This window comes from uncultured Cyclobacterium sp., from assembly GCF_963976465.1.
In the GTDB taxonomy this organism is placed as follows: Bacteria; Bacteroidota; Bacteroidia; order Cytophagales; family Cyclobacteriaceae; genus Cyclobacterium.
In genome coordinates, this window is sequence record NZ_CAXBOC010000051.1 from 1 (window position 1) to 16,694 (window position 16,694).

Consider the following 16,694-nt stretch of genomic DNA (forward strand, 5'->3'; position numbering starts at 1 on the left):
AATGGCAATGGGGATATTGGTGCTTCCTTTACTAAAAGATTCAATAAATGAAGCGCTAGATGGGATAAGGTAGCCAATACCTACTCCCAAACCCATGGCTATAAAGATCCAAAGGGTGAGGTATTGATCCAGAAAACTTAGTTTTTTATTGCTCATTTCCTTTTTTATTACTGATATAAACACTTTTAACTTTGATATAAAATTATACCCTGTGGTTTAGGGGCTTATTTGAAGTTTTACTACCTGTATTGGATTCTGTAAATGATTATTGAATCTACTACGTTTTTATCTACCCGAGAAAGTATTGATTCCTTCTGCAATATTAAATTAGTTGGCTGCTGTAGATGCCCATATTTGACTCATATGACTCCTTCTACTGTTATGGGTACAAATGAAAGTTAAATTTGCATCCTCATTGGATTGTTTTTTGGTCTTTACGAAAAGGGCGATTTTCTTTAGTTGATTTTTACGATCTTGGGGTATAGCTTCCCTACCAGCCTTCACGGTTTCAATGTATTTACTTAGTTCGGGACACATGGTAATGGCTTCTTCTTTTGGTTATCCTTACATTTTTATTATGATTTTTGATATTGTGTTATTGCATTATTACGATGGTTCTGTTAAAATTTTTTCAACAACAATCTCCTTGATTAGGATTTTTAAACTTTTCGAATGTTTGGTTAAACAAGTCCTTGATTTCATTCCATCTTGTTGGATTGATACAATAGCTTACCCTAGGCCCTTCAATAGTTCCCTGAATGATCCCAATATCTTTTAGCTCTCTTAAATGCTGGCTTACGGTGGGTTGAGCTAAGCCAAGTTCTTGTACCAAATCTCCATTGACACAGGCATTGGTTTTAATTAAAAAGTGAATGATGGCCACTCGTGCGGGGTGAGCAAAAGCTTTGGCCACAAGCGCCAGATTATTTTGCTCTTTGGTAAATAGATCTGATTTTGTTAAACCCATATTTCGAAATATTTCATTGCAATATTACGATTAGATTTTTACCCTTCAAAATTTTGAGGCAAAATTTATGGTGATCTCCAGCGTGTTATCGTGCGCTATAAATGAAACGTCCTATTCCAGAAAGGCCATGAACCAATTCAATTAGCTTGGTTGGATTAAATAGGCTTTAATAAAAGTCCCTGAAACGGCATTATTTGGAAAAAATATAAATGGATCAAGAGTTAAGTCAGTTTGCCAGTGGCATGAACGAGTATTTGATACAGCTTACCAAAAAGTATACAAGATTTGAAAATGCGTGTAAAAGTTTAGACCGTCAATGGCTTTATCTTTGAATCATAAATAATATCATGCTTAGCGAAGAATAGATTAGCAAATGGATTTGGTGAGTAAGGTAAGGTGACTGAATAATTAGAAAACGTAAACCTATCATTTTTACAGGAACCACAAGCGGTACAGCTTATGAATCAGCAATTACAGAGCTGTTGGAAATAAGTTGTGGGAGTTGTCTGAAAAGGCAACAAGTGTTAATTGGAATTTATAAATTGAAGTAACTTTAAAATACAATATCATGGATATATTAAAGTCAGCAATTGATTGGGCGAAAGCCGAACTTTTTTCAACACCATTTTTCATCCTTTTTGGACTGGTATTTATGGTGGCGAGTTTAATTTTTTGGCAATTGGGGAAAACAGAAATGGCCAAGGCCTACATCATTCCCGCTTTGGTGGCGGGTGCTTTGCTATTGATCATAGGCTTAGGATTATTTTTTACCAATAAAGCAAGAATTACGCAATTTGAGACAGCTTACAATGCAGATGCAAAGGCTTTTGTGGCCGCTGAACTTGAGCGAACTGAAAGCACTTTAAAGGAATATGAAAATGTTGTTTTTACAGCTATTCCGATAATTATTGCAGCTTGTGCGCTTCTACTTCTATTTGTTAATTTACCTATTTGGAGGGCAAGTGTGATTACCGCTATTGCCATGTTAGTGGTGATTTTGTTGATTGATGGCACTGCCCATGCTCGGATCGACAATTACAACAAACAATTACAACAAGCAGCAGTAGAATTGGATAAATAAGATGCAACATTTTAAAACATTATCGGCTTATTTGGAATACCTGGAGCTTCCTCGTCCGGAGCATCCCATGCTAAGTGTGTTCTCTGCCATAGGAGATGGGTTTTTACCTTGCCCAAAAGAGAGTTCACCACCCATCACCAACGATTGCTACACCATTAGCTTCAAAAAAATTGTGAAAGGGGATTTAAATTATGGGCGAACCAAATATGACTTCACCAATGGAGCTTTGTTTTTCATTGCCCCCAGGCAGGTTTTGCAGTGGGATAGTAGTGTTGTATTTGAGCAAAAGGGATTTTCTATCAACTTCCATGAAGATTTTATCAAGGGAACGGAGTTGGCCCATCAAATTAAAAAGTATGGATTTTTCTCCTACTCGGTCAATGAGGCACTTCACCTTTCTCCTCGAGAAGAAAAGCAGATTGAATCAATAGTGGAGAATATTGACCTGGAATACCAGAACAATCAGGATGAATTTAGCAAGGAAATAATTGTTTCGCAGCTGAGTACCCTATTGAAGTATGCCAATCGGTTTTATGAAAGACAGTTTATCAATCGGAAGGAGCTTTCAAATGATCTATTGGAGCAGTTTAATCTAGAGTTGGAAAAATATTTTGATTCGGGGCAATTGCAAGAAAATGGAATTCCCAGCATTGAGCTGATTGCAGAGAACCTGTCGGTTTCCCAGCGTTACCTAAGTGATACCCTCAAAAAGGAAACAGGAAAAACATCAACAGAACATTTACAATTGTACCTGATAGATGAGGCCAAGAATATATTATTGAATCCAAATAAAACGGTTGCTGAAGTGGCCTATGAATTGGGTTTTGAATACCCTCCTTATTTTTCAAGGCTCTTCAAGAAGAAAGAAGGAATAAGCCCTACCGAATACAGGGAAAAATTCAAGATGAATTAAATTTTCAAAAAATCGATTCCCAAAATCAATAGCCCCCAGCTTTAGCTGGGGGATTGGGGTGATTTGTTTTTGATTGGGCTTTAGCCCAAATATATACCCGATTGCGTTAATAAATAATTATTTTGCCTACCTCAAAAATATAGGGGATTTGGAAGGGGCCACCATTACCGTATCCTAATTTCGGCTAAAGCCGGATGCTATTACATAGCCCATCACAAACGGGCTAAAGCCCATTCCTATTGAGGGGGTTGAATTTATCAATTTGCTTGTGAGGATTACTAGGTTATTAAATGAAAGTTGGAAACTTTCAGAATTTTAGGTCTAAGTTACGCTTCGCTAAGCTTAGACCAGTTGGGATTTTCGATAATTCATCTTTGTAATAAATATTTATTGTTTATCAATAAATATTTATTACTTTTGTTGATAAACATAAGATTTCGTAAATTCATTATGAATAAATATTCAATAATATTCCTTAAGGCAGTCATATTGCTTATCGGAATTGGGGCTTTTGCCATTTTGATTTGGTTTCCCTTGACCGAAGGAAGAGCCACTAATTTAGACTTGTTTAACATATATTTTGACCCGTTCATTTTGTATGGATATGCCGTATCAATCCTCTTTTTTATTGCACTTTACAAAGCTTTCAGATTACTAGGATACATTGGACAAAATAATGTATTTTCATCAAAAGCTGTTAACGCTTTAAAGAGTATTAAGAATTGTGCCATTGCAATAAGTGCATTAATTGTAGCAGCAGGTATCATCATAAGAATATCTCATAATATAGAGGACGACCCAGCGGGCTTTCTTGCCATTTGCATTGTAACTACTTTTGCATCAATAGTCATTGCTACCACAGCGGCAATATTTCAAAAATTATTGCAAAATGCCATTGATATGAAATCCGAAAATGACTTAACAATTTAAGCTATGCCAATTATTGTAAATTTAGATGTGATAATGGCCAAGCGTAAAGTTTCTCTCAATGAACTTTCTGAAAGGGTTAATTTAACCTTATCTAACCTTTCTATCTTAAAGACAGGTAAGGCGAAAGCTATTCGTTTTAGTACCTTAGAATCTATTTGTAAAGCATTGGACTGCCAGCCAAGTGATATTCTGGAGTATGTAAATGATGAAAATGAACCAACCAACAGCTAATATCCCATAAATATTAAAAGTTTGATTCTTCACTATTCGGAAGCCCCTACTAATCTCCCTATTGTAAATTACAATTATAATAAGGCAGTTGGTTGCATAAGCAACTGACCTTATACCTGTGAAGTATTTTGAAAAACAGTCAGTGAAATCATGTCCAAAACCTAGTGCATAATAAATTAGCAAAGGTTATACAATTAAGGTTTCGATTCATTGTCTCGCTCGATCGGAATTGGACACAAGATCCCATTGTAGTACTAGTTTGCGGATGGGGTAGGTTTTGTTGAGTGCCCCAAAACCCCTAGAGGGTACCCTGGAACATACCCTTATACCTTCCTAACTCCAATTTCTGACAAGAAATAGGGGGTAGGTGCCCAAAACTGACAACTTTCGACCTTTTAGCTCGAATTTTTGAGCTTATAACTCAAATTTTCTAGCTAAAACCTTGAAAATTCGACCTAAAAATGACATTAATTTGGTAAATGGATAGAAAATATGACAAAATTGCCGGAATTTTCAAGGTGCAAGTTAAAAATTTGGTATCCCAAAGTAGAGAAGGGTACCTTCGAGGGTACCCATTTCAGTTTTTAGCTTCAAAATTCGAGCTTTGAGGTGGGATTTTCAATGTTTTATCCGGAAAATTCCGCCTTTTTGGCAGATCAATTGAGATAGAAGCTCGGTAATTCGACCAAAAAGAGTCAAAATTCGATGGTAGAACCGAATAATTCGATGTTTTTAATTCGTTATTAGCTGTTTGAATAGCGGGACGAAAGGAGAAAAAGAAGGGAGTTTACAATTCACCTGAAAAAAAATAGGGTACAGCTCAATAGATTTTGACTGTACCCCTTAAATTGATTTGGGTGACATAAGCATGGTTTGTTATTTAGTTATTGGATTCATCGGAAGAACCATATTTGGCTCTTAAAAACCGCTGTTTTAGATCATCATGGATCACTTTGGCATCTGCTACATTAAGTTTGGCACCATATTTCACAGAGTTGTAGTAGCTAAGTGCTCCTATATAGGCTTCAGATCCTGCCATCATTACGGTGTCATTCAGGTTGCTTTCTACCTGTTGCAATTCCCTAAGCAACGGCATCAGGCCTTTGACTGCTTCCCAATCCTTATTCAATTCATCCAAATCCATATAGGGTGGGAGAAATTGGCCGTCTTCCTGAGCATATTCCATTACTTTTTCCACAAAGGGAATGCTACCATCACCCATTTTAGGCACCTTCTGCCTCTCGTCGGCACTAATCGCAATCATGTAGGGGCTTAAAGTGTTTTTAAGGGTAGCGATGGCTTCTTTAACGCTTTGCAATTCCGCTTCCGGGATTGAAATAGAAACTGTGTTTTTCGTACTCATATTATTTGGGTTTAATGTAAAATATAATAAACTACATTGAAAATACTTTTTTAATATATAAAATACAAATAAAGAGTTGTCAAATGTATTAAGAAGATAGGTTTTTAACTGTAAAGTTCTCAATTGTCAAAAAATTGCTATACTGGTGGCTGAGCTTTTCGAAGCCCAGGTGTGGTATTTAATGATCCATTCTCTATCCAAATTTCGGTTAAAGCCGGGTGAAATGCTATTGCTTTTATAAATGGGCTAAAGCCCATTCCTATTGAGGTGGTTTCGTTAATCAATTCTCACCATTGACGCAACAATATCTCTTTTTGCGAATATAAATTTTAACGTCCAAAACAGACTAATATAAATTGGGCTAGAAAAATGTGTAACCCAGTATCTATGTAGCCCAATGACTCTATTCACTTATTTGGTTACATTTTTAATGATAAAAATATGTGGCCGATACAGAATTTTGTAACCTATTCCTTTTTGTTACTAAGAATAAACATTTTTTGTAACCAAATATTTTCTTGATTTTCAGGCATATTATTAAAGTTCTTACTCTTTAGTTACAAGGTTACAATAATTTAGAGTAAATTAAGATTTTAATAGGGGAGGAAAGGCAGAAAGGGCATTATACTTGGTCCATGATGAATAAAGTGGCGTCCCTTCCGGCTCCAAGGAAAAGGGGAAATCTTATTCTAGCCGGTCAAGATTCAGGTTTTGCCATTTACAAAGTGTAACCAAACAGAAGACGTCTGGAACAAGGGAATTGATTAGTACGGTGGGTAGGGAAACTTAAATAGTATTTATCAATTGATAAATATGAGATGAGAAAAACCTTAAAATAAAAAACTTACTTTCTTACTATCTTGGAGTCGCTATAGTTTTAGTATTGAGAACTCAATTATAATATAATTAGCTATGTTCAATATGCCTGCATACTGCGATAATTGCAGAATCTATTTTAATTCACCTATTAAGGTAGGTGAGGGGATCCGAAATATTACTTTTCAAAATGTTTCAGCCACTTGCCCGAATTGTCATAGACAAGGAAGAGTGAGAAATGGAGTTTATAATATCCTAAAAAATGGGATAGAACTCATAAGCAGTTCAGACATAAACATCCAAAGGCTTAAAGCACTTAATGAAATATTTACAAATGCTCAGAAAACAAACCCTTCTATTGAAGAGTTTAAAGCCACTCTTAAAAATGAAACTCCCGAATTACAAAAATTGTCTGATGCTCTACCAAAAACCAGGGGTGAATTGTACCAATTTTTAGGGTTATTAATTGCTTTGATTAGTTTATTAACATCTCTATGTGAATCAGGTGAAGTAAAGAACATTAACATTAACAATGTCATCAACCATTACAATAATACCTATATAATCAAGAAAAAGCCGGAAACTAGAACAATAAACGAACAACCGAAAAAGAAAAAAACCAGACCCAACGATAAATGCCACTGTGGAAGTGGAATTAAATACAAAAGATGCCATGGGAAGATTAAAAACATTTAAATGACAATAGACCAATACATTGACAGCTTAGACAAAAGGTACCAACTTGGCTATGCTACTGAACATACTTTTAGAGGGGATTTGCAACAGCTTTTAGAAACCTTGGTACCAACCATCAGTGCCACCAATGAACCCAAAAGACAAAGCTGTGGTGCACCCGATTATATCCTGACCAAAAGAGATATCCCTGTTGGTTTTATAGAAGCCAAAGACATAGGGGACAAAGACCTTGATGGCACAAAGAAAACCGGAAACAAGGAGCAGTTTGACCGCTATAAGGCCTCATTGAACAACTTGATTTTTACGGATTATCTTCACTTCCACCTTTACCGGGAAGGGGAATTTATTACCAAAATCGCCATTGCAGAAATCACGGACAAAGGGATAAAACCTTTACCGAATAACTTTGATAGCTTTGAAAACCTAATCAAGGACTTTGGTAGTCATATTGGGCAAACCATAAAAAGTCCAAAGAAATTGGCTGAAATGATGGCAGGCAAGGCCCGACTTCTTTCTGATATTATTGGCAAAGCCCTTACAAGTGATGAAGAAAACCATGAAGACAGTACCCTGAAAGATCAAATGCTGGCTTTCAAGCAAATCTTGATTCATGACATCACCCCACAAGGATTTGCAGACGTCTATGCCCAAACCATCGCTTACGGCATGTTTGCTGCACGCTTGCATGATCCTACTTTGGACAACTTCAGCAGACAGGAAGCGGCCGAACTGATTCCAAAGTCCAATCCTTTTTTGCGAAAGCTCTTTGGCTATATAGCCGGGCCGGATATTGACGACCGTATCAAATGGGTTGTGGATAGTTTAACAGAAATTTTTATGGCTTGTAATGTGGAGGAGATTTTGAAGAACTACGGGAAATCCACCAAAATGGAAGACCCGATTATTCATTTCTACGAAACGTTTCTAAGCGAATACGACCCAAAATTGCGTAAATCCCGAGGTGTATGGTACACACCGCAACCCGTTGTGAACTTTATAGTGAGGGCTGTAGATGATATCCTAAAAACAGAATTTGATTTACCGCAGGGACTTGCAGACACCAGTAAAACTACCATAAAAGTAGACAGCCAAACGGAAGACAAACGTTCTGCCACAGGTTACAAACAAGTAGATAAAGAAGTACACAAAGTACAAATCCTCGACCCGGCCACAGGTACAGGTACTTTCCTTGCTGAAGTGGTCAAACACATTCACAAGAAGTTTAAGGGGCAGCAAGGCATTTGGAGCAATTATGTGGAAACGCATTTATTGCCACGGCTCAACGGTTTTGAATTGCTAATGGCAAGTTATGCCATGGCCCATTTGAAATTGGATTTGCTATTGTCCGAAACAGGATTTAAACCCACCTCCAATCAGCGATTTAAAGTTTACCTGACCAATAGCCTGGAAGAGCACAATAAAGATACCGGGACCTTATTTGCCAATTGGCTAAGTACAGAAGCCAATGAAGCCAACCATATTAAACGAGATACGCCAGTAATGTGCGTGATTGGGAATCCGCCCTATGCAGTAAGTAGCACGAATAAAAATGATTGGATTCAAGGTTTAATTTCAGATTACAAAAAGAATCTAAACGAACGAAAAATCAATCTAGATGATGATTACATCAAATTCATTCGTTATGGGCAACATTATATAGAGAAAAATGGAAGTGGAGTTTTAGCTTACATTTCCAACAATAGCTTTATTGATGGTATTACGCACCGTCAGATGCGTAAACATTTGTTAGAGACTTTTGATAAGGTTTATATTTTAGACTTGCACGGCAGCACTAAAAAGAACGAAACAGCTCCTGATGGAGGGAAAGATGAAAATGTATTTGACATTCAACAAGGTGTTTCAATTAATGTTTTCGTAAAAAATGGGAAAAAGAAAAATTTAGATTTAGGCGAAATTTATCATTCGGAGTTATTTGGAAGGAGAAACCTTAAATACGATAGCCTTAATCAAAACTCATTTTCATCCATCGGATGGAACAAACTAGAGAATGTAGAACCCTATTTGTTTTTTGTTCCTAAAGATTTTTCTTCTGCAGAAAAATATAAAAAGGGCTTTAAATTGGATTCTATGTTTTTGAAAAACAACACTGGAATTCAAACCAAAAGAGATTCACTTGTCTATCATTTCAAAGAAACCACTCTTAAAAATGTGATTTCAGAAATATTAAGAATGGAAATCGAGGAATTCAGAAGGAAATATGATTTACCTGCAGATGGTCGTGATTGGACAATTGAATTTGCTAGGAAGGATCTTAGAGCTGATGATGGGAGAATTATTAAAATATCTTATCATCCTTTTGACAATCGTTTTACATATTACACAGGGAGAAGCAAAGGTTTTATGGCATACCCCAGAAGCCCTTTAAGTGAAAACTGCATTTCAGAAAATATTTCACTTTTATCTATCAGAAATAATCGCAAGGGAAACACTAATAACTTTTTCATAGCAAATAAGGTTGTAGATAAAGATGGAGTGTCTCCTTTAGATAATTGCAAGTTTTTCCCTCTTTATCTGTACACCGCAGGAACCGAGCAACAAAACATCGAGCAAACAGAAGAAAGAATCCCAAACCTAAACCCAGAAATCGTAAAGCAAATAGCAGAGAAATTAGGTTTGACTTTCACGAACGAACCCTTCGACTCCGCTCAGGGTCCTACACTAGCTAGTTTTGCTCCGATAGACCTTTTGGATTATATCTATGCGGTATTGCATTCCCCAAGTTACCGGGAGAAGTACAAAGAGTTTTTAAAGATAGATTTCCCAAGAGTACCCTATCCGGAAGACCAGGAAACCTTTTGGCAATTGGTTAAATTGGGCGAAGAAATTCGGCAAATCCATTTATTGGAAAGCCCTAAAGTCGAGGAATACATTACCCAGTATCCTATTGATGGGGACAATGAGGTAGTTAAACCACGCTTCGACTCCGCTCAGCGAACGGACCAAAAAGGGAAAGTTTATATCAATGCTACCCAGTATTTTGACAATGTGCCTGAGATCGCCTGGACGTTCTACATCGGTGGTTACCAGCCTGCCCAAAAATGGCTCAAAGACCGCAAAGGCCGTCAATTGGAATTTGAGGATATTCTCCATTACCAAAAAATCATTGTGGCCTTAACAGAAACCGACAGACTGATGAAGGAAATTGATAAGATTGATTTTATGAAAAAATCGTAAATTTTATTAATCACTTTTCTCCCTAATAAATTTCCGCTAAAGCCCTCCCCTATTGAGGAGTAATGGTTAATCAAATTGTTTTGGGGTAAAAATGATGCTTTTTTCTATGGAATTGCTTTCCTAAATCAAATGATTTAGGCTAAACCGTAATAGGTTTAATGCTTCCAATTGTCCATTGAACCCCGAAAATCAATAGCCCCCAGCTTTAGCTGGAGGATTGGGATAATGTGTTTTTAATTGGGCTTTAGCCCAACTATATACCCGATGGCGCTAATAAATAATTATTTTGCCTACCTCCAAAATATAGGGGATTTGGAAGGGGCCACCATTAATGCATTCAAAATTCGGCTAAAGCCGGATGCTATTACATAGCCCATCACAAACGGGCTAAAGCCCGCTCCTATTGAGGGGTAATGGTTAATCAATTAATTCAGGTATAGATTCAATGCGGGTTGATTTGTATTTCCATCCGTTGGAATTCCCGAAAATCAATAGCCCCCAGCTTTAGCTGGGAGATTGGAATTGCATATAGTTTCAAGGGGATTTAGCCCAAATATTTGGTTCCTTTTATTTAAATAGGATAGTTAATTGGAAACAACCTTGAGTCCTATAATTGATCCGACTAAGCTGCTAAGAAATAGGATTCTCCAAAATGTGGCAGGTTCTTTAAATACCAAAATCCCTACCAATACTGTTCCTACTGCTCCTATCCCTGTCCAAACTGCATAGGCCGTTCCTATGGGTAAAGACTGGGTTGCCTTGATTAATAGGCTCATGCTAATGAACAGGGCAAGGATAAATCCGGTATACCAAAGGTACATTTCATTTCCTGCACTGCCTTTGGCCTTTCCTAGACAAAAAGCAAAGGCTACTTCAAATAATCCGGCAAAAATTAATACGATCCAATTCATTTCATTTTTTTTGTAAATCTCGGAAATGAAATAGGATTTTCACTTTTTAAATGTCAAAAAATCGAATTAATCACACCTTCAACTCAAATTTTTAAGTTTATTTTAAAATTTTATGGTAAAAGTAGTCCCTTTCCCCACCTCACTTTTGGCCGAAATTACTCCTCCCATGGCCTCTACATGCTTTTTGGTTAGGAATAAACCCATTCCTTTGGCTTCCTTGTTTTCATGGAAAGTTTTATGGAGACCAAATAAGTTTCTTCCGTGCTTCTTAAGGTCAATGCCTAAACCATTGTCTTTTACCGAAAGCACAATTCGTCCGGAGTCCTTGTGAGATTTTAATTGGATGATTGGTTCCCTGTCAGGAGAACGGTATTTTATTGCATTTCCTACAAGGTTGAGGAATATGATTTCCAAGAAGATACGGTTAAAAGTTATTTTTGGGGCTTGGGAAAAATCTGCAATTATTTGAGCCTTTGATTCCATGATATGACCAACCAACATCTCTTTGGTTTTGCCCAATATTTCATCAAAAGTGAGGATTTCAATTTTTTTGGAACCCTCATGTTGAATTTTGAGCAAGTCTACTAAATTATCCAAGGTGCTAATTAAGTGCTTGCTTACAGTTTCAAAGTTCTCGATAATGGTGCTTTTTATCTCCTGCCCTTCACTTGTATGATAGAATTGGAGTAGGGAATTCAAGTTATTGGCAGGCGCCCTTAAATTATGAGAGGTGATATGAGCGAAATTGGCAAGTTGAAGGTTTTGGGAAGTAAGTTTTTCAGTTAGCACCTCTAGGTTTTCGTTGGCTTTTTTCAGTTTATTTTGATTTTCCACCAATTCAGTAATATCTGTTGCTATTCCTAGATAGCCAAAGACCTCTCCTTGTTGATTCTTTAATGAAGTGAGCGCTAGAAGTACTGAAATATGCTTGCCGTCTTTTCTAACATAGGTCCATTCTTGGGGGCCATGCCCTTGTTGTTTTGCAATTTCTGCGAAAATACTTAGGCCAGAAATTTCTCTGCCGACTTTCTTAGAAATTTCCTTGCCAGCTTTTACCATTTCCTCCATGGTATGATATACTTGAGGCGTTTTTTTGCCAATCATTTCAGACTTGGAATATTGGAGCATTTTTTCCGCACCCCGATTGAAGTGATTGATTGTACCTTGATTGTCAGTTCCGATCACAGAAACCAATTCAGAATTTAACATGGCATTTAACTCCTCATTGACACGACTCAGCTTTATTTCAGCTTTTTTTACCGAAGTGATGTCTTGAAAAATACCAAATATGCGTTTACATCGTCCTTCCATAAACTCTGCCTGTCCGATGGAACGCACCCATACTTCATTTCCTTTTGCCGTGACCAATTCAATTTCCAAATCAAATGAGTTGCCTATTTCAATAGCATTTGCCACTGCTTTACTTATCAATTCACGACTTCTCCCTTCTTTATAAAAATTAATGGCTGTATTTACATCCGGAATAAAGTCTTCCGACACTTCGTGGATCTCACGAACCACTTTGCTCCAGATTAACTTTTCCTCTTCTAAATTAAATTCCCAAGTGCCTATTCTTGCAATGGCACTGGTTTTCTCTAGTATTGCTTCTACTTGTACTTTTTCTTTTTCTTTATTTTTGATTAAAGTAAGGTCTTCAGTATGCATTAAGAGACCACCTATTTCTCCTTCGGTAATATACCAAGGCCGAATATCAGATTTAATCCACTTATTGTTCCCCTTTTGGCCAAAAACAAGTTCTTCTTTTTTTATAAACTTTTTTCCTGCTAAGCATGCCTGAAAATCCTTCTTACGATTTTCTTTGATATTGGGGAATAGTTCGTAGTAAGATTTTCCTACAATTTCTTTTCCTTCCATGGCATAATCTTTTCGCCACTTTTCAGATACAGCCATATAGCGCAATTCTTTATCTAACATGGCTATGGCATAGGGTGATTGCTGAATGAAGATGCCATTACGCTTGTTGCTCTCTTCCAGCTCCGTTTCAATATTTTTTTGTTCAGAAACATCTCTAATAGAGGCCATTACTAAAGAGTCCCCATTTGATTGGGCAGGTATAAGACTTATTTCAACATTGAAATTTTCTCCATTCTTTCTCTGCCCATATAATTCCAACCCTTTCCCCATGGGCCTGAAATTGGAAGAAAGGAAAAATGATTTGATGTGGGATTTGTGTTTTTCTTTCAGTTTTTCCGGGAGTAAAAACTCAATTTCCTTGTTAATTGCTTCATGTTTAGCATATCCAAAAATGTGTTCAAATTGTTGATTTACATATTGTATGATACCAGAACTGTTTATAATAACTATGGCATCCGGAGCAAACTCAAGAATATTTTCATGGAGATTTATTGAAATAGGTTTTACCTCAGTAATTTCTTTGATGTCAATTTTCTGAGAATAGTAAGCTGTGAATCCTACTAATTTGTCATTTTCAATATCGGGAGTATAGCTGACGGAAAAATTGTTAACTCCTTCACTCTCATTATTTATATCCAAAGAGAATTTTTGCGGATTACCTGCTAATACCTCCTTTAAATGGGGGATTTGCTTCTGATAACTTTGGCCTAATGCATCTCTAAGGCTTAGTTTACCTATCACCTTTTCGTAGGGTTTGCCAAGCCAATTTAAAAATGAAGTGTTAGCAAATTGACAAATTTCATTTGTATCCCAATAGACCAATGATTCAGGTATTTGATTTACAGCTTTAATACCTATTGCGTCTTTGACAGATGACATAATTAAAAATCGTTTTAAATAATATTGGGAATTGCATTTGAATATACAAATAGAAGACTAAAATTGCACGGTACAAACGGATAAAATTAATGAAGAGTGGTTAATTGGGGATTTCAATGTGGGTCTTTTGGTGGTAATCTTGGTCAAAACATAGGAAGTTATCTTAGCATTAAAAATGTTGAATTTTCCTATTCACGGTGAACTCATCCTTGTGGAATTATAAGCCGAAGTACCGATTGAAAGCGGATACTTCGGCTTTAAAGCTTGTCTAAGCTTTTACATAGGAGTAATGGTAACTTTCACCATTTCGGCTAGGGTTGGAATATTATTAGTAGGATTAGCTTCTTTACTAATAATGCCACCTTCATCAATACCGGTATTAGGCCCGGCCTGCCTTAAAGGTTGATTTTTACCTGCACCGGCATATTCATCTTCTTCCGTTCCGGAGTCAAATAGATATACATTGCCTGTAATGTCTCCTGATATGGCCATGCCGTTAGAAAATAAATCCAAATTATCTGCCCCAATAAACCAATCATTTGATTGGACTAACATGCTGGCAAAGGATAGTTTGTCTCCTTTTTCAGCTGTAAATGTAAAGGAATAAGTGCTGCCTGGAAGCAAAGGCCCCGGGGAGCTCATTCCAACCGGTGCGTTAAATACTTGGTCAAATCCTGATGCATCTCCATCTTCTGCCAAACTTTCCAGTGCAGCACTTGATGATTGTCCGCTCATAAAGATCATATTTTCAGCAGCTATACTATAAACACCCGGAGCAAGTGGTGAAAAATATCCTGTGTTGTTCATTAATTCCGTGTTTAAAACTGAATTTCCTCCATCTTCGGCCAAAGGCTCCAAACCAAGTCCGGCAATTTCGTTACTTGAGAAAATTGGCATTTGATCATCGTTATGAATGACCCATACACCAGGGGCAAAAGGCGAAGGCAATTCGGTGTTTTCGGAAATATTGGTAATGGTAATGGTAAACATTGTGCCTCCATCATGTGCAATTTCCACCTTGATGCTTTCTTGGCTAGCAGGATAGGTAAATGTATCATTGACCAAATTTACCGGATTGTTTTCAGATGGTCCAGTGTTGGCTTCGCTTTGTCGCAATGGTTGGTTGGGGCCTACTCCGGGTGCTTCATTGATTTCGGTACCCGCGTCCCATAAGGAAATCATTGTGCTTACATCTCCTATGACTGGAATTCCATCTTCATCGTAAAGGGGAATCCCGTTTTCATCCGGAGAATAAAACAAATCGTTGGATTCAACCAGCATTGTAGCAAAGCTTAAGGCGTGTCCGATGCCCGCATTAAAACTGAAAGATTCACTGTTTCCGGGGGTAATTAAACCCGTAAGTCCCGTATGAAAATAATCTTTGGCTTCAAAAATATTCTCAATGGTAACAGTAAACTCACTGCTTATTGTCTCAGGCATTTCATCTTCCTTTGTGTCGCATCCGTTGAACATAACAATTGAAGCGAGAATGGCTGAAAAGCTAAATAAACTTACATTTTTCATGGTGTTTTTTTTTGGTTAACAATTGATTTATTAGGAGAGCTTTTAACTGTCCAGCCTATACTATGATTGAGTAGTTTGATATCCTTTTTCTAATTGGATTCTAAATGGAGCCAGAACGAGGATATAGAACAGGCTTGTTCAGCCTTTTCAGTTGGCAGTACTTGGATCAAATTGTATAGGAAATTTTCGAAATTGAGGACTTTCTCATCGTGATAAAGATTTATTGTTTGACTTTATCAAAATAAGCGATAGGGTATCACGAAAGGATCACAAAAAAATCAAATTTTAAGAATAGACGGGGAGCCTGAAGGAAAAAGTAGTGCCTACATTCAACTCGCTTTCTACTTTAATGTCTAGTTTATGCAATTCAAGGATCTTTTTAACAATAGCAAGTCCTAATCCGGTGCCTTTGTGCGTTCCATAGGCTCCTTTTTTATACCGGTCAAAAATATAGGGGAGCTCCTCGGAGGATATACCAATTCCGGTATCTTTGATGGTAACCTCGATGGATGAAGTAGCTTTTTTTTCTATGGAAATCAATACTGTCCCCCCCGCTGGAGTATGATTCAGGGCATTTTCTAAAAGGTTTTGAAAAACCCTTTCCATCAAAGCAATGTCAGCAAAAACCAAGGTGTTGTTTTCCGCCATGTTAATCTTAAAGTCAATGGACTTGCTTTTTGCCATTAAGTCGAATTTCATCACCATATCAGAAAGCAATTCATTAATGGAAAAAGTTTCTTTTTTGGTTTCCATCTGCTGGGCTTCTAGTTTTGAAATCTCAAAAAGATTTTCCACCATTTTTTTAACCCTTTGGGTACTGGAAAGGATGGTGTTTAAATATTTAATCTTTGTTGGTTTATCCAACTTTTCTTCAAGCAAAACCAAGGTCTCTGCATAGCCTTGAATGGATGTTAATGGTGTTCTAAGGTCATGGGAAATGTTGGAAATTAATTCCTTTCTAAGTTTTTCTACCGAACGAATTTCATTGATATTGCTGACAATGGTGTCCGCCATTGAATCGATGTTATTGGCCAATACAGATAACTCTCCTTTTGATTGTAAACGAATGCGGGCCTTGAGGTCACCTTGTTTGAACCGATTTACAGCTACACTTATTTTATTAACATTTTTAGTAAGGTACCAGATTACCATAAAACCGACGATTATTGCTGTCAAAAATGTGATAAACACAGCTTTAGTGGCCAACTTGATTTGATAATTATGGGCGAGCATATCTGTTACACTAGTGTATTCTTCACTTGCCAAAATGATATAAATATACCCCACAGTTTGTTCGTTGTTTTTAATGCTAG

13 protein-coding genes and 1 pseudogene are annotated in these 16,694 nt (G+C 37.0%); 6 read left to right on the forward strand and 8 right to left on the reverse strand.

Annotated features, from left to right (window positions below; all coding sequences use genetic code 11):
• The 3 genes and pseudogenes from AAC037_RS04665 to AAC037_RS04675 all read right to left on the reverse strand — a co-directional run.
• A pseudogene (locus AAC037_RS04665) lies at positions 1–156 on the reverse strand (arsenical-resistance protein); the annotation flags it as partial.
• Between the two features lie 171 nt (positions 157–327).
• Positions 328–537: a hypothetical protein gene (locus tag AAC037_RS04670; RefSeq protein ID WP_339901889.1), complete on the reverse strand. Its 210-nt coding sequence runs from the start codon at positions 535–537 to the stop codon at positions 328–330.
• Between the two features lie 94 nt (positions 538–631).
• Positions 632–967 (reverse strand): metalloregulator ArsR/SmtB family transcription factor, encoded by a 336-nt coding sequence (locus AAC037_RS04675; RefSeq protein WP_339901890.1) that lies wholly within the window; start codon positions 965–967, stop codon positions 632–634.
• 568 nt (positions 968–1,535) lie between these two features.
• On the opposite strand from AAC037_RS04675, the gene AAC037_RS04680 reads away from it, so the two are divergent.
• The 4 genes from AAC037_RS04680 to AAC037_RS04695 all read left to right on the forward strand — a co-directional run bounded on the left by AAC037_RS04680 (position 1,536) and on the right by AAC037_RS04695 (position 4,122).
• Positions 1,536–2,048 carry a hypothetical protein gene (locus AAC037_RS04680; protein WP_339901891.1) on the forward strand — a complete coding sequence of 171 codons (513 nt, stop codon included), beginning with the start codon at positions 1,536–1,538 and terminating at the stop codon, positions 2,046–2,048.
• 1 nt (position 2,049) lies between these two features.
• Positions 2,050–2,961, forward strand: a complete 912-nt coding sequence (locus AAC037_RS04685; protein ID WP_339901892.1) for a helix-turn-helix transcriptional regulator — start codon at positions 2,050–2,052, stop codon at positions 2,959–2,961.
• A 450-nt stretch (positions 2,962–3,411) separates the two neighbouring features.
• Positions 3,412–3,891 (forward strand): DUF2975 domain-containing protein, encoded by a 480-nt coding sequence (locus AAC037_RS04690; protein WP_048640994.1) that lies wholly within the window; start codon positions 3,412–3,414, stop codon positions 3,889–3,891.
• Between the two features lie 3 nt (positions 3,892–3,894).
• Entirely contained in the window at positions 3,895–4,122 is a 228-nt protein-coding gene (locus AAC037_RS04695) for a helix-turn-helix transcriptional regulator (RefSeq protein ID WP_048640993.1), read from the forward strand.
• A gap of 880 nt (positions 4,123–5,002) precedes the next feature.
• Here the strand turns inward: AAC037_RS04695 and AAC037_RS04700 are convergent.
• Positions 5,003–5,485, reverse strand: a complete 483-nt coding sequence (locus AAC037_RS04700) for a hypothetical protein (protein ID WP_339901893.1) — start codon at positions 5,483–5,485, stop codon at positions 5,003–5,005.
• 921 nt (positions 5,486–6,406) lie between these two features.
• On the opposite strand from AAC037_RS04700, the gene AAC037_RS04705 reads away from it, so the two are divergent.
• The gene (locus AAC037_RS04705) at positions 6,407–6,997 is read left to right on the forward strand and encodes an SEC-C metal-binding domain-containing protein (RefSeq protein WP_339901894.1); all 591 of its coding nucleotides are present in this window, start codon (positions 6,407–6,409) and stop codon (positions 6,995–6,997) included.
• The gene (locus AAC037_RS04710) at positions 6,998–10,192 is read left to right on the forward strand and encodes a type ISP restriction/modification enzyme (protein WP_339901895.1); all 3,195 of its coding nucleotides are present in this window, start codon (positions 6,998–7,000) and stop codon (positions 10,190–10,192) included.
• 584 nt (positions 10,193–10,776) lie between these two features.
• On the opposite strand, the gene AAC037_RS04715 is transcribed toward AAC037_RS04710, so the two are convergent.
• From AAC037_RS04715 to AAC037_RS04730, 4 genes are all read right to left on the reverse strand, one after another.
• A complete protein-coding gene (locus AAC037_RS04715) occupies positions 10,777–11,103 on the reverse strand; it encodes a multidrug efflux SMR transporter (RefSeq protein ID WP_339901896.1) in 327 nt (108 codons plus the stop codon).
• 102 nt (positions 11,104–11,205) lie between these two features.
• Positions 11,206–13,857 (reverse strand): PAS domain S-box protein, encoded by a 2,652-nt coding sequence (locus tag AAC037_RS04720; RefSeq protein ID WP_339901897.1) that lies wholly within the window; start codon positions 13,855–13,857, stop codon positions 11,206–11,208.
• Positions 13,858–14,133: 276 nt separating this feature from the next.
• Positions 14,134–15,381 carry a spondin domain-containing protein gene (locus tag AAC037_RS04725; RefSeq protein WP_339901898.1) on the reverse strand — a complete coding sequence of 416 codons (1,248 nt, stop codon included), beginning with the start codon at positions 15,379–15,381 and terminating at the stop codon, positions 14,134–14,136.
• A gap of 285 nt (positions 15,382–15,666) precedes the next feature.
• The coding region (locus AAC037_RS04730) for a HAMP domain-containing sensor histidine kinase (protein ID WP_339901899.1) at positions 15,667–16,694 on the reverse strand (1,028 nt) is incomplete at its 5' end.